Here is a 25,993-nt window from a genome sequence, read left to right on the forward strand (position 1 = left end):
GTTCATCGCGCCGCTGTGCGTTGGCGAGCCGCAATGCGCAGTTCGGAGAGGGCCTTTACCACCTGGCCGGGCTGCTCGACGTGCAGGTAATGGCCACTTCCGCGCAGTACCACGCGCGCCACGCCGGCTTCCCGGGCGATCGTTTCCTGATTCCGTTGCCACGCGTTACGCATGACGTCGTCCTCGAGTCCGGCGGGAAAGTCTCGCATCACGTCGCTGCTGAGCACCACGGCCGGTACCGCTGGCAGCCGCGGTAGCGCCAGGGCTTCTTGCAGGGTGGCATCGAAGCCGGCATTTTCGTCCTTCAAGGTCTGGTAGTGGCGTGAGGTGAATGACCAGGCCGTGGCGCTGGCGCGCTGGTCCGTGGGGAGGCGTCCGGTGATCAGGGACGCCGGCTGGTCCATCAGCCGCGGCAATCCCAGTGGCGCCAATGCATTGGCTGCGCCCAGCAGGCGGCCGAGGCCGGTGCGGAAGCGATGGTAGCGCTGCGGCGGAAACTGCACCGCATAGTCGCGCCCGACCGCGTCGATAAAGGCCAGGCCGGCCACGTCGCGGGGATAGGCGCGGGCATGCATGCCCGCGAGCAGGCCACCCATCGAGTGTCCGGCCAGCAGCCACGGCGGGGCCTCGCCGGCCGCCACCAGCGCACGCCGCAGATCGTCGACGGCGGCAAGCCCCAGGTGTGGCGCAGGGGCCGCGTCCGACCAGCCATAGCCGGCGCGGTCATAGCTGCACACCCGTCCGCCCTCGGACAGCCGGTCTTGCACCCAGGCCCAGTCTTGCGACCAGCCGCTCATCCCCGCCTCCAGGACCAGGGTTGGCGTGCCGTGGCCGGTGCAATGCAGGTGCAGGCGGAAGCCACCGGCCGGCACGCGTTGTCCGGGCGCCGGCCAGCGCATCGCCATGGCATCGTCGTAGCCTCGCTGAACGCGGTGTCCGATCACTGCGGATACGAAGAGGAGAAGCGCCGCGAGAAGGCTTGCCGCGAGGAGCCGGCGGCGCAAGGGCCGGCGCCGGGAGAGTGACCCATCGGGGTGCTGTTTCGGGATGTGCGATGGCTTTGTCATAGGGGCTGTGACCGTGATCTGGTTGGACAGGGCAGCGCGGTTCATTACCGCGCGCTGATCCTTAGACGAAGCAGCGGCCCGGAATGTGACATGCCTCGGCGCCGCGGGGCCGACGCCCGCGCTGGCCGCGTCGGCCGACCCTTAGCCTGGCCCGCTACCGGCGCATGTAGCAGGCCAGCCCCAGCCGCGGCAGCACGCGCGCCAGCTCCCAGAATCGCTCGTCGAGTTCGCCGATGCGGTCCAGGTCCGCGTTGCTCAGCAAGCTGTAGAGGTCATCCATCTTTGCCATGCGCGGATCGGCCCATTCGCACTATTCTCGATTTATCCACAAGGACTCGACGGAGGAGGAGTGCGATGTGCGCCAATGGATTCTTGCGGTCATCCCTGTCGCTGCTTTTGATGGGCGGGGCGCTCTCCCTCGTTGCCTGTGGCGGCGGGGACGAATTCTTCGGCTTCGGCAGCGGTGGTTCAGGCACCTTGAACGTCTCTATGACCGACGCGCCTTCCTGTGGCTTCGATCACGTGTTCGTCACCGTCAGCCGGGTGCGGGTCCATACCGATCCCAATGCCGATGTGAACGGATCCGGCTGGGTCGATGTCACTGTCAGCCCGCCGCAGCGGATCGACCTGCTGTCGCTCACGAACGGGGCGCTCGCCACGCTTGGCCAGACGTCGCTGGCGGCCGGCACTTACCAGCAGATCCGTCTCGTGCTCGCGCTGAACGGCGCCGGGGCGCTCGCCAATTCCGTAGTGCCCACCGGCGGAACCGAGCAGGCTCTCGATACGCCGAGCGCGGCGCAGGCCGGCATCAAGATCATCCGCTCCTTCACGGTGGCGCGCGGCACGCTCACCGGCCTGGTGCTGGACTTCGACGCCTGCCGGTCCATCGTTGCGCTCGGCAACGGTAGTTTCAGCCTGAATCCCGTGGTGTCTGCCCTGCCGACTGCGGTGAGCGGCGCCGTCACTGGCGCGCTGGCCAACGCGCCAGGTGCCCGGGTCTACGCGCAGCGCAATGGCGTGGTGGTCAAGACGACCGTGGCTGACGCCAACGGCAACTTCACCCTGTCACCCGTCGAGCAAAGCAGCGCTGCCGGCAATGTGGACGTGGTGATCGTGCCGACCTCGGCGGCTGGCCGTGGCAGCGGCATCGTGCGAGGCGTGCCGGTGGTGGCTGGCGGCAGTACCGCCATTGCGACGGCATTTGCTGCGATCACCCTGCCGGCCTCGGCGTTCCGCACCGTTTCCGGGACGGTGACACCGGCCAGCGCGCAGGCAATCGTCCGCGCGCTGCAACTGACGGGCGGCGGCAGCTTCGAGATTGCCGCGACGGCTGCGGCTTCCGATTCAGGTGCCTACCGCCTGTTCCGGACACAGCCGGCCTTGCCGGCGGCCGCGCCGGTGGTGGGCACTTACCAGACCGTGCTGCCGATTCCACTGATGGCGGACACCGGTGCCGCGGGTGCATATAGTATCCAGGCCAGCAGCGCTGCCGGCGCGGTCATTACGCAGCAGGTCAATGTGGCTGGAGCGGATGCCACCCAGAATTTCGCATTCTGACTCGCGGACGCCGGCATCGCCGGTGTCCGCATTCAACGCGTGCGGGACGAGGGCCTGAGCGGACCCGGCTCCGCTCACAACGCGTACAACATGCCAAGTACGAGCAGGCACCCGGCAACCGTCAGGTAGTACCTGCCGCCGTGATGGGGGTCCCTGCCATGCGGAATCTGCGGTGATCGGGTGTGGGTCGGTTTCATCAAATGGTCTCCCGGGTCGCGGCTGGATGGTGTCCGCTCAGGACCCAAGCGGATAGACAACCAGCAGGGGGCTGGCATGACTGCCGCGCTGATATGGTGGCGTGCCTGCCGAAGCACCGGGCACGCATGGCGCTGCCTTGATCAGCGTTACCGGTACACGGGTCCGGCGCATCAGCCTGGCGGGCAGGCCGCCGCCGAAGCAGGCGTTGAAGCGCGACCAGAACGTGGTGCCCAGCAGGATGCCATCGCACTGGCTGGCTTCCGCCACGTGCGCGATGGTCTTTGCCGTTGGCCCAACGCAGATCTCGGGCACATAGTTCACGCCCGAATCGTCGAGGATCGCGCACGCCCGGGACAGGGCGCGAGTGCCCTCCGCGCGCTCGATCGTCCGCAACGCGGACAGCGAATGGAACGCGCTCGCGCGGCCAAGTTCCACCGGCGCCTGGACATTGAGCAGGACCACTTCGGAGATGCTGCCCTCTCGGAACAGAAAAGCCGCATGCCGGACAGCCGACAGGGCGCTGTCGGAGCCATCGGCGAAGACGAGGAGCTTGACCATCGCTTATAGCCTGTAGAGATAAAGGGGATCCGGTTCCGGTAACGGACACATCACGCGGTTCCCATGTCAGCAGATTAAGAAATAGGCCGTGGAATTGGCGTAAAGAGGTATCGGCCGCGCATAAAGAGTCTGTCAATTCCGCTTCGCGCGTGGGCGGATGGCGCACTTCCCCATTGCCGGTGCCGCGCGGCTGATCCCGTCTGGCACCCGCTTGATCCACGTCAACGGCGGCGCCCCGGTGTTTTCTACACTGATGGCATGGCTTGGCAGGCGCGGGGCCGTGCGTTCCATGCGTTCCGGTTTCGATGGCAATGGCCGGCATGCGCGCGAAAACAGCACCTTGAAGTTGCCCGCCTGGCTCGCGTTGCGCGCTGACTGGCGCTTGCCCAACCCTACTGGCCCGAGACGACCATGAAACTGTCCTTCTTCCCCGGTGCGCGGACGCAGATCCTGCTTGTTGCCGCGGGCATGGCGCTCACCATGACGCCCGCGCGCGCCGAGGATAGTGCCAGGCTGGCGCAGCTATGCGCGAGCTGTCATGGGCCGCACGGCCACAGCGAATCACCGATGTATCCGCGGCTGGATGGGCAGACGCCCGAATACCTGCAGACGCAGCTAAGGGCGTTTCGCGAGCACGGCCGCGCGGAAACCGATGCGCGCACGCATATGTGGGGCGTCGCGTCCCGGCTTGACGACGCGGCGATCCAGGCGCTTGCGGCCTATTACGCAAGGCAGAGCCCGGCGCCGGGCGCGGCCGGCGACCCTGAACTGATGGGCAAGGGGCAAGCCATCTTCGAGAAAGGCGTCCCCGACAGCGGGGTACCCGCCTGCGCCTCATGCCATGGCGCCCAGGCCCAGGGCGCAGGTGCGTTCCCGCGGCTGGCGGGGCAGCACCAGGCTTATCTGCTGCGCCAGATCGAAGTGTTCAAGAACCGCTCGCGCGGGAACTCGCCCGTGATGAGCGCCGTGGCGCACGATCTGAACTACGACAACGCCAGGGCCGTGGCTGCCTACCTGCAGTCCAGGTGAGCCGGGGAAACGCCGGGGAGACGCGCGCAACGCGCAGGCACGCCCTGCGGGCTCACAGCGCGCCCAGGCGCCGCAGCTTTGCCCTGAGCGCTTCGATCTGATCCAGCAGGTCCAGCACCATGGCCGTGCCGGCCGTGTTCATTTCCAGGTCGCGCGTCAAGCGCAGTGCGGCGCGGGCGCGCGTCAGCGTGCCGCCGGCAAAACGCCAGTCCCGCGCTTCTCCGCCGCTGGGTGTCAGCACGCCTTCCTCGACCAGCGCAACTACCTCGTCGATGTCGGCCTGGCAGGCCTGGGTCAATTCGACGAGCGTGAACTGGACCTCCTCCTCGACCAGGACGCTGTGCAATACGGTCATTTTCCTGTCGGTCATTGCATCAAGCCTCCAGTGATTTGCGTGGGGCAAAGCCGCCAAAGGTCTTTGCCATATCCCGGTAGGCCGCCTTGGCCTGGTCCGTGTCCGCCGGGGGCAGGGCAATGAAGAGTACCGCGTACAGGTCGCCGGGCGGATTGCCGGGAATGCCCTTGCCCTTGAGCCTGAGCTTGCGGCCCGACGACGAGCCGGGCGGCACGCTCAGCTGGACGCTTCCGTCCGGCGTGGGGATCTGGACGTTCGCGCCCAGTGCGGCTTCCCATGGCGCGACCGGGAGATCGGCGTACACGTCGCGGCCGTCGACGCGGAACAGCGGGTGGGGCGCGAACTCGATCTCCAGGTACAAGTCACCCGCCGGCGCGCCGCCCAGCCCGGGGCCGCCCTGGCCGGCGAGCCTGAGATGCTGGCCGGCACGGATGCCCTTGGGGATATTCACTTCCAGCTGGCGCTCCTGCATCCGCACGTGCCCGCTGGCGTCCATCTGCGGCGCCCGCAGCGAGATGGTGCGCAGGCCGCCGCGATAGGCGTCGCGCAGGTCGATCTGTACCTTGGCGTGATGGTCGCCGCCAATCACGTGGGTGCTGCCGTGCGCGGAGCGGCTTGCGCGTGGCCGTGCCCCGAAGATCGCTTCGAAGAAGTCGCTATGTTCCGCGCCGTAGTCGTCCGCACTGTCGGCGCCGCTGAACTCGAAGCCGCTGTCCCAGCCCGGCGGCGGCGTGAACTCGCGGTCCTTCCCTTGCCGGTAGCGCGTCCCGATATCGTCATAGGCCGCCTTCTTCTCTTCGTCCTTCAATACCGCATAGGCCTCCGCGATTTCCTTGAAGCGGGCTTCCCCATCGGGATCCTTGCTGACGTCGGGGTGATACTTGCGCGCCAGCTTGCGGTAAGCGCGCTTGATTTCATCCGGCGTGGCGGTGGATTCCAGTCCCAGCATCGCGTAGTAGTCTTTGTACTCCATGAATGCTCCAGGCAATTGGCTGCGTGCGGTGCGGCAGGCGATCAACGGACGTGGCCTGCGAATGCTGCTGAATGCTGCTATCCGAGTATAGGAGGCAAAGGCGAGGCCGGGCGGCGCCGGGGGCGCATGGCCGGACCATGGTGCACGTGGCGCTTGAGACAGATCAAGCGTCTTGTCGACATGTGCCCTACCATGAGTCCATGGGCCACGCCGCCCACCGGCAATGCCGCGGAAGACTGGAGGTGTGTCGTGCACAAGCGATGGCTACGGCTAATGCCAGGGCTGACGGCCTTCCTGGTATTGATCCTCTCCGGCTGCGGCTACAACACGATCCAGTCCCGGGACGCACAAGTGAAAGCGGCATGGTCCGAAGTGGTGAACCAGTACCAGCGCCGCTCGGACCTGGTGCCCAACCTTGTCGACACGGTCAGGGGCTACGCAAGCCATGAGCAGGAAGTCTTCACGCAGGTGACGGAGGCGCGCGCACGCGTGGGTACGATCGGGGCTTCGCCGGAACTGCTCAAGGACCCCCAGGCATTTGCCCGTTTCCAGGAGGCGCAAGGGCACCTGTCGGGCTCGCTGTCCAGGCTGCTGGCCATTTCGGAAAACTATCCGCAGTTGAGGGCAGATACCGGGTTCCGCGACTTGCAGGCGCAGCTCGAAGGGGCCGAGAACCATATCACCGCAGCGCGGAATCGGTACATCCAGGCGGTGCAGGCTTACAACGCGACCGTGCGTTCCTTCCCGTCGAATCTCACGGCCCTGGCGCTGGGATACAAGCCCAAGTCTGATTTCACCGTCGCCAACCAGGGCGAAACCACCAAGCCGCCGCCGGCGGAGTCAGGCGCGCCTTCTCTGAAAACACCCGGGAGTGCCTATTGAGACGATGCTGCCCCTGGTGCAGGGCGGTGTGCTGCGCGCCGTCCTGGGCCGGCTTGCGGGCGCGGTCGTGACCGGCGGTGGCGGCGCTTCAGGGAAATGGTGATGCAGGGCGTCGGCCGTATCGTGCGCCATCGGCTGATGAACCAGCCCCGACAAGCCGTCGATTCTCTGAGGCCGGAACGTGCCGAAGGCTGGCGCGTACCGTACCTATTCCTATTGCGCTTGCGCGGCGACCGCGGGCAAGGCCCGGCTCCCTGCTTGCGCCGCCGCCAGCGTGCCGATGCGGTCTAGCGCTGCAAGAAGCTTCGGCGTCGTTGGCTGGGCGCAGTTGATCCTGACGTGGTGGCCGTAGCTGTGGCCTTCCGGACAGAACATGACGCCCGGGCTGATGCTGATGCCCTCGCTGCCCGCGGCTTCATAGAGTGAAAGCGCATCGACGCAGGCGGGAAGCTCCACCCAGAGCAGGAAGCCATCGTCGGGGCAGCGCAGCCGGGTGCCCTCTGGCCAGGTGGCCGCGATCCGCGCTGAAATGGTGCGCACGGAGTCCTTGATGCGCTGGCCATAGCGCCGCAGATGGCGGTCGTAGTCGCCGCTTGCGAACATCTCCGCCAACGCCGCCTCCAGCAGCGGCGTTCCGGCCAGGCTCGCTTCGACGCGCGCCTCCAGTACCGCATCGAAACGGTGGCCGGGCGCGATCCAGCCTATGCGCCACCCTGGCGCCATGGTCTTCGACACGGATGTGCAATACAGGACATTGCCCGATTCGTCGAAGGCCTTGCAGGCGGGCGCGCGCGGCTTGCCGGCGGAGAGATCGCCGTACACGTCATCTTCGATCAGCGGCACGCCGGCATCATCGAGAAGCTGCACCAGCCGCCGTTTGCCGGCCACCGGCATGGTGAATCCCAGGGGGTTGTTTGCCGTGGGCACCGCCACCACGGCGCTGACCGGGTGCGTGCGCAGGATCCGCTCCAGCGCCGCCAGGTCCATGCCGCTGCGCGGATGGGTCGGCACCGCGATGGCGCGCAGGCCAAGGCTGCGCATCAGCATCAGCGTGCCGAAGTAGCAGGGCGACTCGATGGCCACCACGTCGCCGCGCTGGCACGTCACCTGCAAGGCCAGGCGCATGGCCTGGCTCTGGCCATGCGTCACGATCAGCTGGTCCGGGGAGAGGTGCAGGCCCCAGCGGGCCGCGCGCCGCGAGATCTGGCTGCGCAGGTCCAGGCGTCCCGGGGGCACGCTGTAAGCCAGCGCGGATGGCCCGAGCCTGCGGCTGGCGCTCAGCAGGCTGCGCGCCAGCGCTTTCTCCGGCAGCCATTCGGCGCAGGGCGACGCGGCCCCGAGCGCCACCAGGTCGGGGGAGCGCACCCGGGCAAACAGCTGATGCACGCTGGCGGTCAGCGTGACCGGCCGGGCCATGGCGCGCGGCAGCGCGGGCTGCGGCTCCGCCAGCTTGCCGGCCGCAACGTAAAAGCCCGACCTCGGCCTGGCCACCACCAGGCCTGCGGCTTCCAGCAAGCGAAGCGCGTGCTCGGCCGTCGGCGCGCTGACTTGCTCGATTTGAGCGAGATGGCGTACCGACGGCAGTTTTGCGCCTGGCGCCAGGTCGCCGCGCTGGATGGCGGTGCGCAGCCGGCTGGCGATCTGCTGGTAGGAGGGCGGTTCCGCTTCGTTCTGCATCTGTACAGGTAATGAATTCGATTTTCTGACTATACAGATAAGCCGGCATCTCAGCCAGAATCGGGCTTCCAGTTCACACCATAGGAAAGAGGAGAGTACTGATGAAACTTGCCATGCTGGCCTACGATGGCTTCACCGATGTGGATTTGTTCCTGCCCTGGGACCTGTTCAACCGCGTCCAGGATCCGACCTATGTCGGCTACACCGGACCGTGGTCGGTGAGGATCTGCGCGGATACGCCACGGGTGACCTCCAATACCGGCATCGCCATCACGCCCCATGGCGGGCTGGACGAGCTTGGCGAGGCGGACGCGGTGTTCGTCGTCAGCGGCCCGGGCTCGCGCGCCAAGTTGCAGGACCCCCGTTTCATGGACCGGCTGAAGCTGGATCCGGCGCGCCAGGTGATTGGCGCCATCGACTCAGGCGTGCTGTTTCTGGCACGGCTTGGCTTGCTCGATGGCCTGACCGCCACGACCTATCCGGGTGTCTTCGCGGAACTCGAGGCCATGGGCGTCAGGACCGAGCACCGGCCGCTCATTGCGCACGGCAGGATTGCCACGGCGGGCGGATGCCTGGCGACGCAGGACCTGGCTGGCTGGATGGTGACGCACCTGCTGGGCGAGGACATCGCGAGCCGTATGCTGGATATGATTGCCAAGGTGGAGTGATTTGCATGATGCCGGCCAGCGTGCGTCTTGCAACGGTGCGGGGGGAGAGGCTTTTCAGCCGGCTACGAAGCCGTCCCGGTACGCCGCGACCAGCTCGCGCGCCGTCCGTGCCATCTGTTCGCGCGCCATCGCCAGCGCGCAGCCAATGCCATCGGCAAGCTCCGGCAGCGCCACGGCGCCCAGCGTGCCGGGCGCCTCCCAGGTGGCGGCGAAGGCGGCCTGCTTGCCGGTCTCCGGCGCTTGTCCGGGGCGGGTGAAGTTCAGGCGCGGCAGGGCGAATGCCATGGCGACGATGCGGCCGTGCAGGCTGCTGCCGGCAAAGCCGCGGCTATGCGCGATCACGGCGCAGATGTCCCAGATATCGAGCGAGCGGAAGATGCGCAGCGCTGGCGTGCGCAGGCGTTGCGCCAGGCGCGCGTAGCAGGACAGGCCGTCGTGCCAGGGGGCTGCGCCGGCGCGGAACAGCACCACGCCGCAGCCGGTTGCCTGAGCGGCACGGTGCAGCTGGGCGGCGATCTGGTCGAGGGTCGCATCGTCGCCGAAGTCCTCGCTGAACTGGACGGCAAGGTAGCCGCGCGGGAATGCGCCCATTGTTTGCGCCACTTCGCCGTGGCGGGCCCGCTGCCGGATCTGCGGGCCGAACAGCGCGGCCGCCATCACGGCGGGGTCGGGCAGCAGGCTGGCGGGAATGCCGTTGGCCCGCAGGATCCGCAGGGTCTCGGCATCCCTCGCGCTCACATGGGCCGCGGCCCTGAGCTTGCCGAACACCTCGGCGCGCATGAGCGGGTCGCGCCGGTCCAGGTCCACGCCGCCAACGGCGTTGTAGATCACGCGCCCTGCCCGGGGGAACAGCGCCGGCTCAAGCGTGTAGGGCGCCAGCGCGTCCACGCCAAGCATGCTGCGCGCCCAGGCCAGCCGCTCCCGTGGCCGGTGCTCGAAATGCGCGCCGAGCGGCCCGGCCTGCCCGGGTGGCAGCAGCATGACCGCGGCTTCCCAGGCTTCGCAGCAGAGTATTTCGCCACCCGCGTGGATGAGGCTTGCGGGGCACAGGCCTGGGCGCGTGGCCAGCTCCGCCACGGCGTCGACCCGATGGCCGCCGTAGCGCCGCAGGTCGCGCCGCGCGAGGCCGGCATAGCGCATTGGCCTGCCTCGCATCAGGCATGTGTGTACATGGGGCAACAGCAGGTCGCCGAAATTATGGCGGTCGAAGGCCCCGAACAGAATGTCCGCGGAGGCTGATTTTGGGGTGAAAGTCACGGGAGGAGTGTGCCGAACGGCTTATCGGAGCATACTCTCGGGATGGCGTTTTTTGCGTCCCGGACGAAATCAAGGCTGCTGGCGACAGCCTTTACTATTGGTATACATGTGCTGCGACGCAGCAAACAAAGTAGAATATCGTCCCTTGGCCCAAACGAGTGCGCCAAGTTCACGCATCTGACAGGCCTGATCGGCGGGTGCCGCGGCCAATTTCATTGATTTCGCCACACTGATACCTACGCAGCGGCACTTTTTACCGCCGGATGTGGCATAACGCGCACTCATAAGGCAATAGTCTAAGTTGTAATACAGTAATGGAGCAGCAGTTAATGGCGAGTGGGGCACAACGAACGGTGGCAGATACAGGAGCAACGGCCGGCAAGAAAACTGCGGGCAGGGGAGCGGCGTCGGCGGCTCAGGGTGAATCCGCGTCCGAGGCGAGCGAGCGCAGCCAGCAGCTGCGCGCACTGATCCAGCTGGGCAGGGAACGCGGATACCTGACGCACGCGGACATCAGCGACCATTTGCAGGGGAATTTCACGGACACGGCGGCGATGGAGAGCATCGTCAGCACGTTCGCCGAAATGGGCGTGACGATCTACGAGCAGACGCCGGACGCCGATGCGTTGCTTTTGCGCGACGGTGCCGTCGCGGCCACGGACGACCAGGCCGACGAAGAAGCTGAAGTCGCGCTTTCGACGGTCGACTCCGAATTCGGCCGGACCACCGATCCGGTGCGGATGTACATGCGGGAAATGAGCTCGGCAACCCTGCTGACCCGCAAGCAGGAAGTGGAGATCGCCAAGCGTATCGAAGACGGCCTGAACCGCATGGTCCACGCCATCGCCGCCTGTCCGTCCACCATTGCCACGATCCTGGAACTCTCGGGCCGGGTCGAGCGCGACGAAATGCGTATCGACGAGTTGGTCGACGGTGTGATCGAGGACGGCCTTGCCGGCGCCGAGGCCGACGACTCGATCGACCGCGACGAACCGGTGGCCGAGGAAGAAGACACCGACGACGCCTCGACCGACGACAGCGCGGCCGCGCCGGCCAACGAATCCGCCGGCCTGACGCAGCTGAAGGACGATTGCATGACGCGCTTCGCGCGCGTCGCCCAGCAGTTCGACCTGATGCGTGAGGCTTATACGGCGCACGGATCGGAGTCCGAAGGTTTCCTGATGGCCCAGCTCGCGGTGCGCGAGGAACTGCGCACGATCCGCTTCACCGCCAAGATCATCGAGCGCCTGTGCGCCGATGTGCAGTCCGTGGTGGACGAAGTGCGCGCCATCGAGCGTCAGATCCTGCAGCTGATGGTCGAGCGTTGCGGCATGCCGCGCGACGAGTTCATCGCCACGTTCCCGGGCAATGAGACCAACCTTGGCTGGGGTGCGGGGCTCGCCGCCGAGTCGCGTCCGTACAGCGACGTGATCGCGCGCAGCCTGCCGGACCTGGAGTCGTACCAGCAAAAGCTGATCGACATCCATGGCCGGGTGGTGCTGCCGCTGTCGGAGCTGAAGCTGGTGAACCGCCAGATGCTGGCCGCCGAACGCCAGATGCGCCAGGCCAAGCACGAGATGACCCAGGCCAACCTGCGCCTGGTGATCTCGATCGCCAAGAAGTACGTGAATCGCGGCATGCAGTTCCTGGACCTGATCCAGGAAGGCAATATCGGCCTGATGAAGGCGGTGGACAAGTTCGAATACCGCCGCGGCTGGAAGTTTTCCACCTACGCGACCTGGTGGGTTCGCCAGGCCGTGACCCGTGCGATCGCCGACCAGGCCCGGACCATCCGCGTGCCGGTGCACATGATCGAAACGATCAACAAGCTCAACCGCATCTCGCGCGAGATCATGCAGCGCACCGGCAAGGCAGCCGATCCGGCGGCCCTGGCCGAGCGCATGGAAATGCCCGAGGAGAAGGTCCGGTCGATCATGAAGATCGCCAAGGAGCCGGTCTCGATGGAAACGCCGGTCGGCGAGGATGGCGACACCAGCCTGGGCGACATGATCGCGGACGGCGAGACCGCGTCGCCCGCCGAGGCGGCCCTGCACGCGAGCCTGCGCGCGACGCTGCGCGACATGCTCGACGACCTGACGCCGCGCGAGGCCAAGGTGCTGCGGATGCGTTTCGGCATCGACATGGCGACCGACTACACGCTGGAGGAAGTGGGCAAGCAGTTCGATGTGACGCGTGAGCGGATTCGCCAGATCGAAAGCAAGGCGATGAAGAAGATGCGGCACCCCAGCCGTGCGGACCACCTGAAGGCGTTCCTGAGCGAGGGTTGATCGCCCCGGGATACGCAATGGCGCCGACGTAACGGGAAGCGCCAGGTGACGTGAAGTGAAGCGCAGGCAAAACGCCCGCCAGCAGACCATGCTGGCGGGCGTTTTCATTTGTGGCGGCACGGGCAAGGGCCGGGAGCGACCCGCAATCCCTGGCCCGCCACTCAGGCCAGGCCCCCCCTGCTTATACGCCGGCGAGCATGGGGGGGATCTCCGCCACCAGCGCATCGATGGCGGTACGGGTCTTTAGCGGCAGGAAGCGCGTTTGCGGCCAGATGGCATGGATATCCATTGGCGGCAGGCTGCAGTGGTCCATGACCACGGCCAGTTCCCCTCGCCTGACATAGCGTGCCAGCAGCCAGCTGGGCAGCCACGCCAGCCCGAAGCCAGCCACCGCGGCGCCGGCGATGGCCTGCACGTCGTCCAGGCTCAGCTGCGGCTGGATGGACGGCCGCCGCAGCTGGCCCTCGGCATCGCGCCATTCCCATGGCGACACCACGCCGGCGTGCGAGTAGGCGATGCACGCATGCCGGTCCAGCTGATCGACGCTTGCCGGCATGCCGCGCTGCGCCAGATACGACGGCGCGGCACCGATGCCGGCGTGCTGCACCCCCAGGCGGCGCGCGGCCAGGCTGGCGCTATCGGGCAGCTTGCCGATGCGCACGGCGAGGTCGATACCCTCTTCCACCAGGTCCACCGCGCGATCGGTGAACGAGATATCGATCCGCAGTTGCGCATGCCTGCGCGCCAGGCCGAGCAGCACCGGCGCCGCGCACAGATGGCCGAAGGCGATGGGCACGCTGACGCGCAGGCGCCCGCGCGGCTCGTGCCGGCCGCTTTCCAGGTCGGCTTCGGCGGCTTCCAGTTCGGCCAGCGCGCGCACGCAGCGGTCGTAATAGGCCTGGCCGTCTTCGGTCAGGCTCTGGCTGCGCGTGGTGCGGTGGATCAGGCGGACGCCCAGGCGCTGTTCGAGCCGCGTGACCACCTTGCCGACGGCCGAGCGCGTCATGTCCAGGCGTTCGGCCGCTGCGGCAAAACTGCCGGATTCGACGACATGGACGAAGGTCGTCACGCCGTGGAGCTTGTCGGTCATGTGTGTTGCGCCTTATCGGATTGGTTCTGTGCTGGATGCATTGATGGGAATTTAATGCATCAATAGGGAAATTTTTTCCCTATATATTACCCATTCCTCGCCAACGCAAGCGTCCCCGTCCAACGTCCCGGCCTGAAGAGGCCAGGCGACCCCCGATATCCATGACACTCTCCCACACCCGCAAGAACGCCCTCGCTCTGGCCGCTGTCTGCCTGGGCTCGCTCATGTTCGGTCTTGAAATCTCCAGCGTGCCGGTGATACTGCCCACGCTCGAAGATGTGCTGCATGGCAGTTTCAAGGACATGCAATGGATCATGAACGCCTACACCATTGCCTGCACCACGGTCCTGATGGCGACCGGGACGCTGGCGGACCGGTTCGGCCGCAAGCGCATCCTGGTCATCGGTATCGCACTGTTCGGCATTACCTCCCTGATGTGCGGGCTGGCGCCGGGCATGGGCGTACTGATCGCAAGCCGGTTTCTGCAGGGCGCCAGCGGCGGCGTGATGCTGATCTGCCAGGTGGCCGTCCTGTCGCAGCAGTTCCAGGAAGGGAAGGAGCGCAGCAGGGCCTTCGGCGTGTGGGGGATCGTCTTCGGCATCGGCCTTGGTTTCGGGCCCGTCGTCGGCGGCATGATCGTCGCCCTGTCGAGCTGGCAATGGGTGTTCCTGGTTCACGCCGTGCTCGCCGTCCTTACCCTGGCGCTTGTGTTCTGCGGCGTGCAGGAGTCCAGCGATCCGCAGGCGGGCAAGCTGGACATAGCGGGCATCGTCACGCTGTCCCTGTCGGTCTTCGGCCTGACGTACTTCATTACGCAGGGACCGGAGCTCGGCATCGACAGTGCCGGCGGCATCGGCGTCGTTGCCGCGGCGGTGCTGAGCTTTCTCGCCTTTATCGTGGCGGAAAAGATCAGCCCGCGGCCGATGTTCGACTTTTCCGTGTTCAGGAGCCGCAGGTTCTCGGGTGCGCTGCTCGGCTCCGTAGGCATGAATTTCAGCTTCTGGCCGTTCATGATCTACCTGCCGATCTATTTCCAGGCCGGCCTGGGCTACGACAGCGTGACCGCCGGCCTGGCCCTGCTGGCCTATACGTTGCCCACGCTGGTGTTGCCGCCGCTGGGGGAACGTCTCGCCGTGCGGTATCAGCCTGGCATCGCGATCCCCTTCGGGCTGTTCACGATCGGCCTGGGCTTTATCCTGATGAAGGTCGGCAGCGGGGCGGCCGGCGCCAGCTGGCTGACGATGCTCCCGGGCTGCCTGCTGGCCGGCATCGGGCTGGGCCTGACCAACACGCCGGTGACCAATACGGCCACCGCTTCGGTGCCGGGCAACCGCGCGGGCATGGCTTCGGGTATCGACATGAGCGCCAGGATGATTACGCTGGCGATCAACATCGCGCTGATGGGACTCATCCTGGTGGCCGGCATCCTGTCCCATCTGAAGACGCGCCTTCCGCTGTCTTTCGATCCCCAGGCGCTGCGCCACCTGGGGGAAAGAGTCGCCGCCGGAAACGTGGCGGCCCTTGAGCAGGGATTTCCCGAGCTATCCCGGCTGGACCCGTCCGGATCCGCCGTTCACGCGGCACTGCTGCATGGCTTTGGCTGGGTGTTGCTGTACGGCGGTATCGGGGTGTGGATGCTGGCCGCGATGAGTTTCCTGATTTTCCGGGGCGCTCCGGCGCAGGGAAAATAGGAGGCGCTACCTTCCGAGATGCTCCACGGCCATCAAGGCTCCAGCGGCATTGCGCTGGTGCACTTGATCTCGTCCAGGCAGACGCTGGACTTTACCCCGCTCACGCCGGGGATGCGCATCAGGGTATCCAGCAGGAAATCCGACAGCGATTTCAGGTCGCGCGCCACCACCTTCAGCACGTAGTCGATATCTCCGGTGACGGAGAAGCACTCCTGGATCTGCGCCAGTTCGGCGACCAGCCCCTTGAACTTCGACAGGTCCCGGATATGGCCCCGCTCCATCGTGACGTGGATGAAGGCCACCACGCCGAACCCCAGGCTGGCGGAGTCCAGCCGGGCTTCATAGCGCTTGATGATGCCCGCCTCCTCCAGCCGGCGATGCCGGCGCAGGGTCTGTGCCGGCGACAGGCGGATGGCCTCGGCCAGTTCCAGGTTGGACGCGCGTCCGTTTTCCTGCAGTGCCCCCAGCAAGCGGCGGTCTGTGCGGTCAAGCTCCGGATTGTGCATTTTCGTTTCCTGCTATCCATGTAATGAGAAATTTTATCTCATGATCTAGGGTTTGCCTGCGTGGATAACGAAATCCTATTTACCGGCCCGGAATATACACTCAGTGCCAGATTGACGGTACGGACGGGGAGCAGAGAGCCCGTGCCGTATGTGTCCGGCACTGCGCACCGACGCGTTGACGGCCAGTTGCCGCAATATTATTTCTCTCGTCCCCCCAACTTCCTGTTGAGCACACCATGGCCGATCTGTTTGAAAATCCGATGCAGTTGATGGGCTTCGAATTCGTGGAATTCGCCTCGCCCACTCCCAATCTCCTGGAGCCGCTGTTCGAGCAGATGGGCTTCAGCCTGGTGGCACGCCACCGCTCCAAGGATGTGGTGCTGTATCGCCAGGGCGAGGTCAACTTCATCGTCAACCGCGAGCCGCACAGCCCCGCGGCCTATTTTGCGGCCGAGCACGGCCCGAGCGCCTGCGGCATGGCTTTCCGCGTGAAGGACTCGCACAAGGCCTACGCCCGTGCGCTGGAACTGGGTGCCCAGCCGATGGAAATCGCCACCGGCCCGATGGAGCTGCGCCTGCCGGCGATCAAGGGCATCGGCGGTGCGCCGCTGTACCTGATCGACCGCTTCGAGGAAGGCAAATCCATCTATGACATCGACTTCGAATTCATCGAAGGCGTGGATCGCCACCCGGTGGGCCACGGCCTGCGCCTGATCGACCACCTGACGCACAATGTCTACCGTGGCCGCATGGCTTACTGGGCCAACTTCTACGAAAAGCTGTTTAACTTCCGCGAAATCCGCTATTTCGACATCCAGGGTGAATACACCGGCCTGACCTCGAAGGCCATGACGGCGCCGGACGGCAAGATCCGCATTCCGCTGAACGAGGAATCGTCCAAGGGTAGCGGCCAGATCGAGGAATTCCTGATGGCATTCAACGGCGAGGGCATCCAGCACATCGCCTTCCTGACCGACAACCTGATCGAAGTCATCGACAACCTGCAGATGGCCGGCGTGCCGCTGATGACCGCGCCCAACGACTACTACTACGAAGGCCTGGAAAAGCGCCTGCCGGGCCACGGCCAGCCGGTGGACCAGCTCAAGGCGCGCGGCATCCTGCTCGACGGCACCACCGAAGGCGGCAAGCCGCGCCTGCTGCTGCAGATCTTCTCCAAGACCGCGCTCGGTCCGGTGTTCTTCGAATTCATCCAGCGCAAGGGTGACGAAGGCTTCGGCGAAGGCAACTTCAAGGCGCTCTTCGAATCGCTGGAACGCGACCAGATCGAACGCGGCACGCTCAAGGTCTGAGGCCCACAAGGCACTGACCGCAAACCACCGCCCGGCACGGCAGCATGACTGTGCGCCGGGCGGTACCTGGCCAAAGCGTCCACGGCAAGCAAGAGGCGCAGGCCCACATTCCAAAAGAGTGGGTAGACAAACAAAGATGGTTCCCAATAACACGGAAGAGACACTCAAGCGTGGCTTGAAAAACCGGCATATCCAGCTGATTGCGCTGGGCGGTGCCATCGGCACCGGCCTGTTCCTTGGCATAGCCCAGACCATCAAGATGGCGGGGCCTTCGGTCCTGCTCGGCTACGCGGTAGCTGGGGTGATTGCGTTCTTCATCATGCGCCAGCTCGGCGAGATGGTGGTCGACGAACCGGTCGCCGGCTCGTTCAGCCACTTCGCCAACAAGTATTGCGGCCACTTCGCCGGCTTCGTTTCCGGCTGGAACTACTGGGTGCTCTATATCCTGGTCAGCATGGCCGAGCTGTCGGCGGTGGGCATCTACGTCCAGTACTGGTGGCCGCATATCCCCACCTGGGCTTCCGCGCTGGCGTTCTTCCTGCTGATCAACGCCATCAACCTGTCGAGCGTCAAGTCGTTCGGCGAGATGGAGTTCTGGTTCTCCATCGTCAAGGTGCTGGCCATCGTCGGCATGATCGTATTCGGCGGCTACCTGCTGGCTTCCGGCACGGCTGGCCCGCAAGCCAGCGTTGCCAATCTCTGGCAGCACGGCGGCTTCTTCCCGAACGGCATCAGCGGCCTGGTCATGGCCATGGCGGTCATCATGTTCTCGTTCGGTGGCCTGGAACTGGTGGGCATTACCGCGGCGGAAGCGGATGCTCCGGAAAAGACCATTCCCAAGGCGACCAACCAGGTGATCTATCGCATCCTGATCTTCTACGTGGGCGCGCTGGGCGTACTGCTCTCGCTTTATCCGTGGGAAAAGGTCGTGACCGGCGGCAGCCCGTTCGTGCTGATCTTCCATGCGATGAACAGCGATATCGTGGCCACCGTGCTGAACGCCGTGGTGCTGACGGCTGCGCTGTCGGTCTATAACAGCGGCGTGTATTGCAACAGCCGCATGCTGTACGGCCTGGCCAAGCAGGGCAACGCCCCGCAGGCGCTGCTGAAGGTGAGCAAGCGCGGGATCCCGCTGGCCGCGCTCGGCGTTTCCGCGCTGGCCACCGCCGCCTGCGTGCTGATCAACTACTTCATGCCCGGCGAAGCATTCGAACTGCTGATGGGGCTGGTGGTCTCGGCGCTGATCATCAACTGGGCGATGATCAGCATCATTCACCTCAAGTTCCGTCACGACAAGCGCCGCGCCGGCCAGGAAACCAGCTTCAAGAGCCTGGGCTACCCGCTGACCAACTACCTGTGCCTGGTGTTCCTGGCGGGCATCCTGTACGTGATGTACCTCACCCCGGGGCTGCGCATTTCGGTGTACCTGATTCCGGCATGGCTGGCCGTACTGGGCGTAAGCTACCGGCTCAGGCAGAAGAATGCCGCCGAGGCCCTGCGGCAGAGCGTTTCGGCATAATGACGAACCTGGCGGCCCGCGGCCGCCGGCCCCCACCCATTCCAGCCAGAGTATCCAATGTTCGAACACATCGATGCCTATCCGGGCGACCCGATTCTTTCGCTCAACGAGAGCTTCCAGCAAGATCCCAGGACCGATAAGGTCAACCTGAGCATCGGGATCTACTTCGACGACGAAGGCAGGCTGCCGGTGATGCAGGCCGTGGCCGAAGCCGAAACCGCGCTGCTGGCCGACCTGGGCCCGCGTCCCTACCTGCCCATGGCCGGGTTTGCCGCTTACCGCGACGCCGTCCAGGCGCTGGTCTTCGGCGAGCAGTGCCAGGCGCGCGCGCAAGGCCGCATCTCGACCGTGCAGACGCTTGGCGGTTCGGGCGCGCTCAGGGTTGGCGCCGATTTCCTGAAGCGCTATTTCCCGCAGGCGCAGGTGTGGATCAGCGATCCGAGCTGGGAAAACCATCGCGTGATCTTTGAGCGCACGGGTTTTACCGTCAATACCTATCCGTACTACGACGATGCCACCGGCGGCCTGAAGTTCGACGCCATGCTGGACGCGCTGCGGGTCATCCCGAAGCGCAGCATCGTGTTGCTGCATGCCTGCTGCCACAACCCCACCGGCGTCGATCTGAACCACGACCAGTGGCGCCAGCTCATCGCGCTGCTGAAGGCGAACGAGCTGCTGCCCTTCGTCGACATGGCCTACCAGGGTTTCGGCGCAGGGCTGGAGGACGATGCCTTCGCGGTGCGCGAACTGGTCGCGCAGGGCGTGCCATGCCTGGTGGCTAATTCGTTCTCGAAGAATTTCTCGCTGTACGGCGAGCGTTGCGGCGGCCTGAGCGTGGTGTCCGAGAGCGCGGACGAAGCCGGGCGGATCCTCGGCCAGCTGACGGGCGCGGTGCGCGCCAACTACAGCAACCCGCCGACGCACGGCGCCAAGGTGGTTGCCCGGGTGCTGACCTCGCCGGACCTGCGCGCGCGCTGGGAAAGCGAACTGGCGGCAATGTGCGAACGCATCGCAAAGATGCGCGCGGCGATCCACGACAGCCTGCGCGACCACGTGAGCGGAGAGGCGCTGTCGCGCTATCTCACCCAGCGCGGGATGTTCACCTATACCGGCCTGACGGCGGAACAGGTCGACCGGCTGCGCGCGGAGTACGGTGTGTACCTGCTGCGCTCGGGGCGGATGTGCGTGGCCGGCCTGAACGGGCACAACGTGAGCCAGGTGGCGAACGCCATCGCCAGCGTGCTGGCAGCCGCCGGGGAGTAAACGGCCAGTGGCCGGGCCGGGCTGGCGGTGGCAATTGCCCCGCCATTGCTGCCGCTCGGGCAGGCCCGGCCAGCCGCCGCCGTTTCTTTCACCCACCGGCCCGTCACCGGATTCCCGTGACCGGGTCGTGCCCATCCGCGAGGGATTCAATCTGCGCCGCTCCGTGCCAGATCAACCTGTGGCAAAAACACCCAGTACCCATCACATCTCCCACGGAAATGGTTTGCGAAATTTCCTAAGCATTTGGTATGCTTCGCCCGGTCAAAACTCCGGGTTACTCCCATGGACTGTTGTTCTTGTCGGCCTTCGGCCAACTCTTTGAACGGCTAGTCAGTCAAGGCGACTTCCCGCCGCTGCCTGGCCGATCTGGCGGGTAGTGGCATTCGCGCGGATCCTCCACGCGACCACCTCCTATTCCCTGTTTGCGACCTGTGCCAGTTGACGGCCCGAGGGCGGCGTTCGCCTGGGATTTCTTCGTCTTGGCATCCGGTCGCCTGTGCCTACATGCGTCAAAGAAGCGCATGAGGGAGGTCCCATGTCGTTCATTTTTTCTCAATCTGTGCTTGCGCCCCTGCCATCGGCAAAGACGCGCCCGGGACCGCAGCGCGTGCTTGCGCCGTTTGTCCTGCTAGCGCTGGCGACCAGCCTCGCGCCGGTACATGCCCAAGAGGCCGACGACACTCGGCAGCCGGGCATTTCGGCCGCCGGCGATGCGCAGCCGCTGGCGGCGGACCCGGAGCGCTTTGCGATTCACGGCCAGAGCACCTATGTCTGGCAACGCAAGCCGTCCTTCAATTCGCCTTACTCGGGCGACAACAGCCTTGGCGGCGAGCGGGACAAGAGCTATTCGTGGACTGCGACGCTGGATCTCGGCATGCGCCTGTGGAAAGGCGCCGAATTCCACTTCAATCCCGAAGTCGTGCAGGGTGTCGCGTTCTCCGGCCTGCACGGCCTCGGCGGGCTCACCAACGGTGAACTGGCCAAGGTGTCGGGCCCGAATCCCACCGTGTTCCGCGCTCGCGCCTTCCTGCGCCAGACCTGGGGCCTGGGCGGGGGAGAGGAACGGGTGGAGGCGGATTTCAACCAGCTCGCTACCACCGTCGACAAGCGGCGGGTGGTACTGACCGCGGGCAATGTGCCCGTGCTCGATATCTTCAATGCCGTCGAGTATGCGCACGATCCGCGCACGCAGTTCCTCAACTGGTCCTTCATGACGCACGGCTCGTTCGACTACGCGGCGGATGCGCGTGGCTACAACTGGGGCGTGGCGCTCGAATACATCCACGACGACTGGGCGATCCGAGTCGGGCGTTTCCTGCAGCCGGTCGAATCCAATGGCTTGCCGCTGGACACCCGCTTCCTGCAGCACTACGGCGACCAGATCGAACTGGAGAAGGGCTACCGCCTGCTTGGCCAGGAGGGCAAGGTCCGCTTGCTGCTGTGGCGCAACAAGGCGAAGATGGGCGCGTTCCGCGACGCCATTGCCTTTGGCAATGCCAACGGCATCACGCCCGATGTGGGCGACGTGCGCCGGGAGCATGCCAAGATTGGCGCCGGCCTGAGTTTCGAACAAAAGGTGGGGCAGGACCTCGGCCTGTTCGCGCGGGTGGACTGGTCGGACGACAAGACCGAGACCTATGCCTTTACCGAAGTGGGCCGCAGCGTTTCCTTCGGCGGCATCCTGAGCGGCCAGCGCTGGGGGCGTCCGCAGGACGGCCTGGGCGTTGGCGCGGCGGTCAATATGCTGGGCCGCGCGCACCGGGACTATCTCGCCGCGGGCGGCCTCGGCGCTTTCCTTGGCGACGGCGCGCTGAACTACGGCCGCGAGCGCATCGTGGAAGTGTTCTACAGCTTCCAGCCGGTCAAGCATCTGTGGATCAGCCCGGACTTCCAGTACATCCAGAATCCCGGCTACAACCGGGACCGCGGGCCGGCGAAGTTCTACGGAGTGCGATTCCACACCGAGTTCTGAGCGCAGGGGGGCGATGCGTCCATCGGACGCCGGCATCGCCCCCGGGTGATGGCGTGACCGGCTTCAGCCGCCGATCAGAAAATGCTCCACGCTTTGCCCCGCGTTGGCCGCGCGCCGTAGCCAATCCGGCATTTCCCCTTTCCCGTCCCAGCTTTTCCCATCCGCGCTGCGGTAGCGCATCGCGGATGGGGGCGCGGCTTGCGCCGCTTGTTCAAAACAACCGGCGGCCACCAGGTCGGCATGCGTCAGGCCATGGCGAGCCATCTGGGTGCGGATCCAAAGGACCGCCTCGGCGCGCGCGCGCAGCGCCGCGGTCGGGCTGGGCTCGGCCATCGGTTGCGCAGCGGCGCCAGCCTGGCGGGGAAAAGCTGGAATAGTCATGGGTGGACATCATACCTGCGCTGGCCGGCGGAGGGGGCTCGGCGTATCGCGCCCGCGCCCGCGGCCGCCAGCGCGTCGCGGTGCGGGCGACGCGGCTACTTGGTTCGCTGGCGCTCGCCTTTGGCGCCACATTGCCCGCGGCGGGCATTTTCGCGGGAATTTTAGGGCTTCATGGACGTCAAACCTTCAGTCCCGGCGCGCTCCGCTTTGAGCGGGCCGGGCCTGGCTTTGCTACCCGAAAGAGGAAACCAAGTGGACAGTTGTTCTAGTCGACCCTTGTATCGTTCCTAGGCAAGCCAACAGCCATTCCCCGGCCGCTGTCTTGCCTGGCAGGTAAGGCAGCGGTGTCATCAGGCCATTCGGCCAACCCCGCTCCTTTGTCGTATCCCGCCAGAGCCGTCTGGCACTGTGCTGCCCTGCGAATTGCGCTGCAGGGCTGCGAGGAGCCGAGCATGCGCAAGATTCTCAACCTGGCCGGCCGGGTGGCCCCTCCCGTCGCACGGCTTGCATCCGCGCTCTTCCGCCGGGGCGGCCCGGGTACGTCCGGTGCGGCGCCCGGCGGATATCCGGATGGATGGAACCCGGACGAGCACGCGCCGTTGACCAACCGGGAATTCGCCGATGCCGCCATCCGGGTGTCCCGGACGCTCTGGTAGCCAGGCCCCGCACGCCAGTGTCACCGGCGGGTACAAGGACAAATTCCGGGAGAACGAACATGGCGGACTTCACTACCGAGATCACCACCGAGATGATCGCCCCACCGCAGCAAGGGGGGCTTGACGAGGCGCATGCCGGCGATATCCGGGGCGCGCTGGGGACGATTGCCCAGCACGACACCGGCCCTCGCCGCGGATGGCGCCAACGGCTCAGCACCCTGCTCGCCATCCTTGGCCCGGGCCTCATTGTCATGGTGGGGGACAATGACGCCGGGGCCTTCGGCACCTACACGCAGGCAGGGCAGAACTACGGCACGACACTCCTGTGGACGCTCCTGTTGCTGATCCCCGTGCTCTACGTCAATCAGGAGATGGTGGTGCGGCTGGGCGCGGTGGCGCGGGTGGGTCACGCGCGGCTTATCTTCGAGCGCTTCGGCAAGCTATGGGGCGGCTTCAGCGTCATCGACCTGTTTCTCGTGAACGCGCTGACGCTGGTGACCGAGTTCATTGGCATCAGCCTTGCGCTGGAGTACCTGGGCATCCCTCGCTACTGGGGCGTGTGCGCGGCGGCGTTGCTGGTGATGCTGGCCGCTTCGACCGGAGACTTCCGGCGCTTTGAGCGGTTCGCCATGGGACTCGTCGCCGGGAGCCTCACACTGATTCCCGTCTTCCTGCTCGTACATCCCGCCCTGAGCCAGGTCGCGCGGGATTTTTTCGTGCCCGCCATGCCAGCGCATGCGCCGCTGAGCGAGGTCATGCTGCTGATCATCGCCATCGTCGGCACCACCGTGGCGCCGTGGCAACTCTTCTTCCAGCAGAGCTACGTGATCGACAAGCGGATTACGACACGCTTCATCCGCTATGAGAAGGCCGATCTCTGGCTTGGCATCGCGCTGGTCATCGCCGGCGCCGTGGCCATGATCGCCTTCAGCGCCGAAGCATTTCGCGGTACGGCGGGATTCGGAAACTACACCGATGCGCTCGGTACCGCCATCGGCCTCGAGAAGTATTCGGGGCGGCTGACCGGCGTGCTGTTCGCGATCGCGCTGCTGGATGCCAGCATCATCGGCGCCTGCGCCGTCTCCCTGTCGACGGCATACGCGCTGGGCGATGTCTTCGCCGCGCGCCATTCCCTGCACCGCAAGCCAACGGAAGCCAAGGGCTTCTACGCGGTCTACTTCGGACTGATCATGCTGGCAGCCGGGCTGGTATTGACGCCCGGCATGCCGCTGGGGCTGCTGACCAGCGCGGTTCAGTCCCTGGCCGGCATCCTGCTGCCGAGCGCCACGGTGTTCCTGCTCTTGCTTTGCAATGACAAAGCCGTGCTTGGGCCTTGGGTAAACGGGCGCTGGACGAACCTGTTCACGGGCACGGTGGTGGCGGGCCTGGTCATGCTATCCATCATCCTGACGGCATCGGTGCTCTTCCCGCAGATCGGCGAGCGGCAGATTCTGGGCATCCTGTCGGGGGGGACCCTGCTGGCGCTGGTGGTGTCGGTGTCGGTGAAACGGGTTGATAAATACCGTCTGCGCGGGGATGCCCTCTCGCCGTCGCCGTCGCCCGCCGTGGCCGACCGGGCGGGCTGGACCATGCCCCCGCTGGCGGAGTTGCCCGCGCCCCGGCTCACGCTGCTGAACAAGGTATGGATGGCCGTCTTGAGAGGCTACCTGCTGGTGGCGGCCGGGCTCGTGCTGGTCCGCATCGTCAATCTGGTGACAGGGTAGCGTCACCGGCCGCGCAGGTGCATCGTGCGGCGAGGATTCCTGGAGACAAGTCATGCATAGTGCGCAAGCAATCGCCACCATCGAAGCCAGCGCCCCCAACTACCTGGTGAATCTGCAGGTCGACGCGCATGTTCTCACCGGCGACGAACCGGCCAGCCTCGGGGGCGCAGACCGTGGCCCCGAGCCGTTTGCATTTGTGCTCTGCGGGCTCGCTTCCTGCACCGCGGCCACGCTGAAAATGTACGCCGGGCGCAAAGGGTGGGATCTCGGGCAGATCCGTGTCTTCGCCACGTTTGAAAAACTCGGCCACGTACGCTTCATCCTCAGGGAGGTCGCGGTGGGGCGCGAGCTCGCCGAAGCCGAACGGGCCCAGCTGGCAGAGCTGTGCGAGCGCACGCCGGTGACATTGTTCCTGAAGGGCACCACCAGCATCGAAACGATATTCCGCTAGCGGAAAGGCGCTAGCCCGGCAGGCCGAACAGGCGGCGGCTGTTGCTGGTGCACTGGCTGGCTACGTCGTCTACCGCCATGCCTTTCAGCCCGGCGACCGCCTCCGCGATCCACGGCAGGTTGGCGGGCTCGTTGTAGGGCCGCCGGTTCTTGTGATTTTTCGGGCCGAGGTAGGGCGCGTCCGTCTCCAGGTGCAGGCGTTCGAGCGGGATGGCTTGCACCGCCTCCCGCAGGGCCTGGCCGCGGTTGAGATCGGTTACCCAGCCCGTAATCCCGATCTCCAGTCCCAGTTCCACGAACGCGGCCGCCTCATCGGCCGCGCCGGTGAAGCAGTGCACCACGCCATGCGCGCCCGCGCGGACCGCGCCTGCCACCATCGCGTGGAAATCGTCGAACGCGTCCCGGCAATGGAGGAACAGCGGCTTTTTCCATTGCACCGCCGCCTCGAGCTGCGCTTCGAAGGCATGGCGCTGATCGGCGGGTGTCGAGAAATTCCGGTTGTAGTCCAGCCCGCATTCCCCCACCGCAACCACGTCGGGGCTTTCCCAGAGGGCCTGCAGGGCTCGCAAAACCTCCGGCGACCAGGTTTTTGCGGTATGCGGGTGGATGCCAGCGGTGGCGTAGAGAAGGCGGGGGTGCCGGCTGGCCAGGTCGCGTGCATTGCGGCTTGATTCCAGCGAGGTGCCGGTTGCCAGCATGGCCACGACGCCGGCCGCCGTTGCGCGCTCGAGAATCGCGTCGGTGTGCGGGACCAGTTGGGAGGAATGAAAGTTGACGCCGATATCGATCAGTTTCAGGTGCATGTCTACAAGGGGAGGCAGGAACTGCCGGTGGTTGGCAGGCATGCAGTCTAACGCCAGGCGTGTGCCCACCGGCGGCCGGGGTGGCGCCTTTGGATGGCCGTTTGCGTCCTGGCCTTCCA

Annotated in this window: 24 protein-coding genes; 13 read left to right on the forward strand and 11 right to left on the reverse strand. The window is 65.9% G+C overall.

Annotation, left to right across the window (positions count from 1 at the left end; genetic code table 11):
* Positions 1-2 precede the first annotated feature (2 nt).
* Positions 3-905 carry an alpha/beta fold hydrolase gene (locus AC3FOF_RS03845; RefSeq protein ID WP_488725824.1) on the reverse strand — a complete coding sequence of 301 codons (903 nt, stop codon included), beginning with the start codon at positions 903-905 and terminating at the stop codon, positions 3-5.
* A 316-nt stretch (positions 906-1,221) separates the two neighbouring features.
* Positions 1,222-1,356, reverse strand: coding sequence for a hypothetical protein (locus AC3FOF_RS03850; protein ID WP_017230287.1), 135 nt, complete (start codon positions 1,354-1,356; stop codon positions 1,222-1,224).
* A gap of 65 nt (positions 1,357-1,421) precedes the next feature.
* On the opposite strand from AC3FOF_RS03850, the gene AC3FOF_RS03855 reads away from it, so the two are divergent.
* Positions 1,422-2,624 carry a DUF4382 domain-containing protein gene (locus AC3FOF_RS03855; protein ID WP_488725825.1) on the forward strand — a complete coding sequence of 401 codons (1,203 nt, stop codon included), beginning with the start codon at positions 1,422-1,424 and terminating at the stop codon, positions 2,622-2,624.
* 234 nt (positions 2,625-2,858) lie between these two features.
* On the opposite strand, the gene AC3FOF_RS03860 is transcribed toward AC3FOF_RS03855, so the two are convergent.
* On the reverse strand, positions 2,859-3,380 hold the full coding sequence (locus AC3FOF_RS03860) for a universal stress protein (RefSeq protein ID WP_276263806.1): 522 nt from the start codon (positions 3,378-3,380) through the stop codon (positions 2,859-2,861).
* 468 nt (positions 3,381-3,848) lie between these two features.
* On the opposite strand from AC3FOF_RS03860, the gene AC3FOF_RS03865 reads away from it, so the two are divergent.
* Complete coding sequence (locus tag AC3FOF_RS03865; RefSeq protein ID WP_488725917.1) at positions 3,849-4,409, forward strand: c-type cytochrome; 561 nt, start codon at positions 3,849-3,851, stop codon at positions 4,407-4,409.
* 52 nt (positions 4,410-4,461) lie between these two features.
* On the opposite strand, the gene AC3FOF_RS03870 is transcribed toward AC3FOF_RS03865, so the two are convergent.
* A complete protein-coding gene (locus AC3FOF_RS03870; RefSeq protein ID WP_063637462.1) occupies positions 4,462-4,779 on the reverse strand; it encodes a chaperone modulator CbpM in 318 nt (105 codons plus the stop codon).
* A gap of 4 nt (positions 4,780-4,783) precedes the next feature.
* Positions 4,784-5,737 carry a DnaJ C-terminal domain-containing protein gene (locus tag AC3FOF_RS03875; RefSeq protein ID WP_488725826.1) on the reverse strand — a complete coding sequence of 318 codons (954 nt, stop codon included), beginning with the start codon at positions 5,735-5,737 and terminating at the stop codon, positions 4,784-4,786.
* Positions 5,738-6,010: 273 nt separating this feature from the next.
* On the opposite strand from AC3FOF_RS03875, the gene AC3FOF_RS03880 reads away from it, so the two are divergent.
* Entirely contained in the window at positions 6,011-6,619 is a 609-nt protein-coding gene (locus AC3FOF_RS03880; RefSeq protein WP_488725918.1) for a LemA family protein, read from the forward strand.
* 213 nt (positions 6,620-6,832) lie between these two features.
* On the opposite strand, the gene AC3FOF_RS03885 is transcribed toward AC3FOF_RS03880, so the two are convergent.
* Positions 6,833-8,296: an aminotransferase-like domain-containing protein gene (locus tag AC3FOF_RS03885; RefSeq protein ID WP_488725827.1), complete on the reverse strand. Its 1,464-nt coding sequence runs from the start codon at positions 8,294-8,296 to the stop codon at positions 6,833-6,835.
* Between the two features lie 101 nt (positions 8,297-8,397).
* On the opposite strand from AC3FOF_RS03885, the gene AC3FOF_RS03890 reads away from it, so the two are divergent.
* Positions 8,398-8,964, forward strand: coding sequence for a DJ-1/PfpI family protein (locus tag AC3FOF_RS03890; protein ID WP_017224770.1), 567 nt, complete (start codon positions 8,398-8,400; stop codon positions 8,962-8,964).
* 54 nt (positions 8,965-9,018) lie between these two features.
* On the opposite strand, the gene AC3FOF_RS03895 is transcribed toward AC3FOF_RS03890, so the two are convergent.
* Positions 9,019-10,104 (reverse strand): polysaccharide pyruvyl transferase family protein, encoded by a 1,086-nt coding sequence (locus AC3FOF_RS03895; RefSeq protein WP_488725828.1) that lies wholly within the window; start codon positions 10,102-10,104, stop codon positions 9,019-9,021.
* Positions 10,105-10,550: 446 nt separating this feature from the next.
* Here AC3FOF_RS03895 and rpoD point away from each other — a divergent pair, with 446 nt between their 5' ends.
* Complete coding sequence (rpoD, locus tag AC3FOF_RS03900; RefSeq protein ID WP_488725829.1) at positions 10,551-12,509, forward strand: RNA polymerase sigma factor RpoD; 1,959 nt, start codon at positions 10,551-10,553, stop codon at positions 12,507-12,509.
* A 181-nt stretch (positions 12,510-12,690) separates the two neighbouring features.
* Here rpoD and AC3FOF_RS03905 read toward each other — a convergent pair whose 3' ends face one another.
* Positions 12,691-13,599: a LysR family transcriptional regulator gene (locus AC3FOF_RS03905; protein ID WP_488725830.1), complete on the reverse strand. Its 909-nt coding sequence runs from the start codon at positions 13,597-13,599 to the stop codon at positions 12,691-12,693.
* A 161-nt stretch (positions 13,600-13,760) separates the two neighbouring features.
* Between AC3FOF_RS03905 and AC3FOF_RS03910 the strand changes: the two genes are divergently transcribed.
* Positions 13,761-15,290 (forward strand): MFS transporter, encoded by a 1,530-nt coding sequence (locus AC3FOF_RS03910; RefSeq protein WP_488725831.1) that lies wholly within the window; start codon positions 13,761-13,763, stop codon positions 15,288-15,290.
* Positions 15,291-15,322: 32 nt separating this feature from the next.
* Here AC3FOF_RS03910 and AC3FOF_RS03915 read toward each other — a convergent pair whose 3' ends face one another.
* Complete coding sequence (locus AC3FOF_RS03915; RefSeq protein WP_017224335.1) at positions 15,323-15,796, reverse strand: Lrp/AsnC family transcriptional regulator; 474 nt, start codon at positions 15,794-15,796, stop codon at positions 15,323-15,325.
* 236 nt (positions 15,797-16,032) lie between these two features.
* Between AC3FOF_RS03915 and hppD the strand changes: the two genes are divergently transcribed.
* From hppD to AC3FOF_RS03935, 4 genes are all read left to right on the forward strand, one after another.
* On the forward strand, positions 16,033-17,106 hold the full coding sequence (gene hppD, locus AC3FOF_RS03920; RefSeq protein ID WP_017224334.1) for a 4-hydroxyphenylpyruvate dioxygenase: 1,074 nt from the start codon (positions 16,033-16,035) through the stop codon (positions 17,104-17,106).
* A gap of 136 nt (positions 17,107-17,242) precedes the next feature.
* A complete protein-coding gene (locus AC3FOF_RS03925; protein WP_488725832.1) occupies positions 17,243-18,625 on the forward strand; it encodes an amino acid permease in 1,383 nt (460 codons plus the stop codon).
* Between the two features lie 57 nt (positions 18,626-18,682).
* Positions 18,683-19,888 carry an amino acid aminotransferase gene (locus AC3FOF_RS03930; RefSeq protein WP_017224332.1) on the forward strand — a complete coding sequence of 402 codons (1,206 nt, stop codon included), beginning with the start codon at positions 18,683-18,685 and terminating at the stop codon, positions 19,886-19,888.
* A gap of 535 nt (positions 19,889-20,423) precedes the next feature.
* A complete protein-coding gene (locus AC3FOF_RS03935; RefSeq protein WP_488725833.1) occupies positions 20,424-21,860 on the forward strand; it encodes a carbohydrate porin in 1,437 nt (478 codons plus the stop codon).
* Positions 21,861-21,923: 63 nt separating this feature from the next.
* Here the strand turns inward: AC3FOF_RS03935 and AC3FOF_RS03940 are convergent, their stop codons facing one another.
* Positions 21,924-22,241, reverse strand: coding sequence for an H-NS family nucleoid-associated regulatory protein (locus tag AC3FOF_RS03940; RefSeq protein ID WP_430869603.1), 318 nt, complete (start codon positions 22,239-22,241; stop codon positions 21,924-21,926).
* A gap of 452 nt (positions 22,242-22,693) precedes the next feature.
* Between AC3FOF_RS03940 and AC3FOF_RS03945 the strand changes: the two genes are divergently transcribed.
* From AC3FOF_RS03945 to AC3FOF_RS03955, 3 genes are read left to right on the forward strand one after another with little or no spacing between them, the layout of a single operon-like run.
* On the forward strand, positions 22,694-22,897 hold the full coding sequence (locus AC3FOF_RS03945) for a hypothetical protein (protein ID WP_017225067.1): 204 nt from the start codon (positions 22,694-22,696) through the stop codon (positions 22,895-22,897).
* Between the two features lie 59 nt (positions 22,898-22,956).
* A complete protein-coding gene (locus tag AC3FOF_RS03950; protein ID WP_017225066.1) occupies positions 22,957-24,621 on the forward strand; it encodes an NRAMP family divalent metal transporter in 1,665 nt (554 codons plus the stop codon).
* A gap of 52 nt (positions 24,622-24,673) precedes the next feature.
* Entirely contained in the window at positions 24,674-25,072 is a 399-nt protein-coding gene (locus AC3FOF_RS03955) for an OsmC family protein (protein WP_017225065.1), read from the forward strand.
* Between the two features lie 10 nt (positions 25,073-25,082).
* Here the strand turns inward: AC3FOF_RS03955 and AC3FOF_RS03960 are convergent, their stop codons facing one another.
* The gene (locus AC3FOF_RS03960; RefSeq protein WP_488725834.1) at positions 25,083-25,943 is read right to left on the reverse strand and encodes a TatD family hydrolase; all 861 of its coding nucleotides are present in this window, start codon (positions 25,941-25,943) and stop codon (positions 25,083-25,085) included.
* Positions 25,944-25,993 lie beyond the last annotated feature (50 nt).

The organism is Cupriavidus sp. 96C5-1 (assembly GCF_057798855.1).

Excerpts from the sequence above, each read along its gene's own strand:
- AC3FOF_RS03845 (WP_488725824.1), bottom strand. The coding sequence starts at position 905 with ATGGCGATGCGCTGGCCGGCGCCCGGACAACGCGTGCCGGCCGGTGGC.
- AC3FOF_RS03850 (WP_017230287.1), bottom strand. The coding sequence starts at position 1,356 with ATGGCAAAGATGGATGACCTCTACAGCTTGCTGAGCAACGCGGACCTG.
- AC3FOF_RS03855 (WP_488725825.1), top strand. The coding sequence starts at position 1,422 with ATGTGCGCCAATGGATTCTTGCGGTCATCCCTGTCGCTGCTTTTGATG.
- AC3FOF_RS03860 (WP_276263806.1), bottom strand. The coding sequence starts at position 3,380 with ATGGTCAAGCTCCTCGTCTTCGCCGATGGCTCCGACAGCGCCCTGTCG.
- AC3FOF_RS03865 (WP_488725917.1), top strand. The coding sequence starts at position 3,849 with ATGGCGCTCACCATGACGCCCGCGCGCGCCGAGGATAGTGCCAGGCTG.
- AC3FOF_RS03870 (WP_063637462.1), bottom strand. The coding sequence starts at position 4,779 with ATGACCGACAGGAAAATGACCGTATTGCACAGCGTCCTGGTCGAGGAG.
- AC3FOF_RS03875 (WP_488725826.1), bottom strand. The coding sequence starts at position 5,737 with ATGGAGTACAAAGACTACTACGCGATGCTGGGACTGGAATCCACCGCC.
- AC3FOF_RS03880 (WP_488725918.1), top strand. The coding sequence starts at position 6,011 with ATGCCAGGGCTGACGGCCTTCCTGGTATTGATCCTCTCCGGCTGCGGC.
- AC3FOF_RS03885 (WP_488725827.1), bottom strand. The coding sequence starts at position 8,296 with ATGCAGAACGAAGCGGAACCGCCCTCCTACCAGCAGATCGCCAGCCGG.
- AC3FOF_RS03890 (WP_017224770.1), top strand. The coding sequence starts at position 8,398 with ATGAAACTTGCCATGCTGGCCTACGATGGCTTCACCGATGTGGATTTG.
- AC3FOF_RS03895 (WP_488725828.1), bottom strand. The coding sequence starts at position 10,104 with ATGCGCTATGCCGGCCTCGCGCGGCGCGACCTGCGGCGCTACGGCGGC.
- rpoD (WP_488725829.1), top strand. The coding sequence starts at position 10,551 with ATGGCGAGTGGGGCACAACGAACGGTGGCAGATACAGGAGCAACGGCC.
- AC3FOF_RS03905 (WP_488725830.1), bottom strand. The coding sequence starts at position 13,599 with ATGACCGACAAGCTCCACGGCGTGACGACCTTCGTCCATGTCGTCGAA.
- AC3FOF_RS03910 (WP_488725831.1), top strand. The coding sequence starts at position 13,761 with ATGACACTCTCCCACACCCGCAAGAACGCCCTCGCTCTGGCCGCTGTC.
- AC3FOF_RS03915 (WP_017224335.1), bottom strand. The coding sequence starts at position 15,796 with ATGCACAATCCGGAGCTTGACCGCACAGACCGCCGCTTGCTGGGGGCA.
- hppD (WP_017224334.1), top strand. The coding sequence starts at position 16,033 with ATGGCCGATCTGTTTGAAAATCCGATGCAGTTGATGGGCTTCGAATTC.
- AC3FOF_RS03925 (WP_488725832.1), top strand. The coding sequence starts at position 17,243 with ATGGTTCCCAATAACACGGAAGAGACACTCAAGCGTGGCTTGAAAAAC.
- AC3FOF_RS03930 (WP_017224332.1), top strand. The coding sequence starts at position 18,683 with ATGTTCGAACACATCGATGCCTATCCGGGCGACCCGATTCTTTCGCTC.
- AC3FOF_RS03935 (WP_488725833.1), top strand. The coding sequence starts at position 20,424 with ATGTCGTTCATTTTTTCTCAATCTGTGCTTGCGCCCCTGCCATCGGCA.
- AC3FOF_RS03940 (WP_430869603.1), bottom strand. The coding sequence starts at position 22,241 with ATGACTATTCCAGCTTTTCCCCGCCAGGCTGGCGCCGCTGCGCAACCG.
- AC3FOF_RS03945 (WP_017225067.1), top strand. The coding sequence starts at position 22,694 with ATGCGCAAGATTCTCAACCTGGCCGGCCGGGTGGCCCCTCCCGTCGCA.
- AC3FOF_RS03950 (WP_017225066.1), top strand. The coding sequence starts at position 22,957 with ATGGCGGACTTCACTACCGAGATCACCACCGAGATGATCGCCCCACCG.
- AC3FOF_RS03955 (WP_017225065.1), top strand. The coding sequence starts at position 24,674 with ATGCATAGTGCGCAAGCAATCGCCACCATCGAAGCCAGCGCCCCCAAC.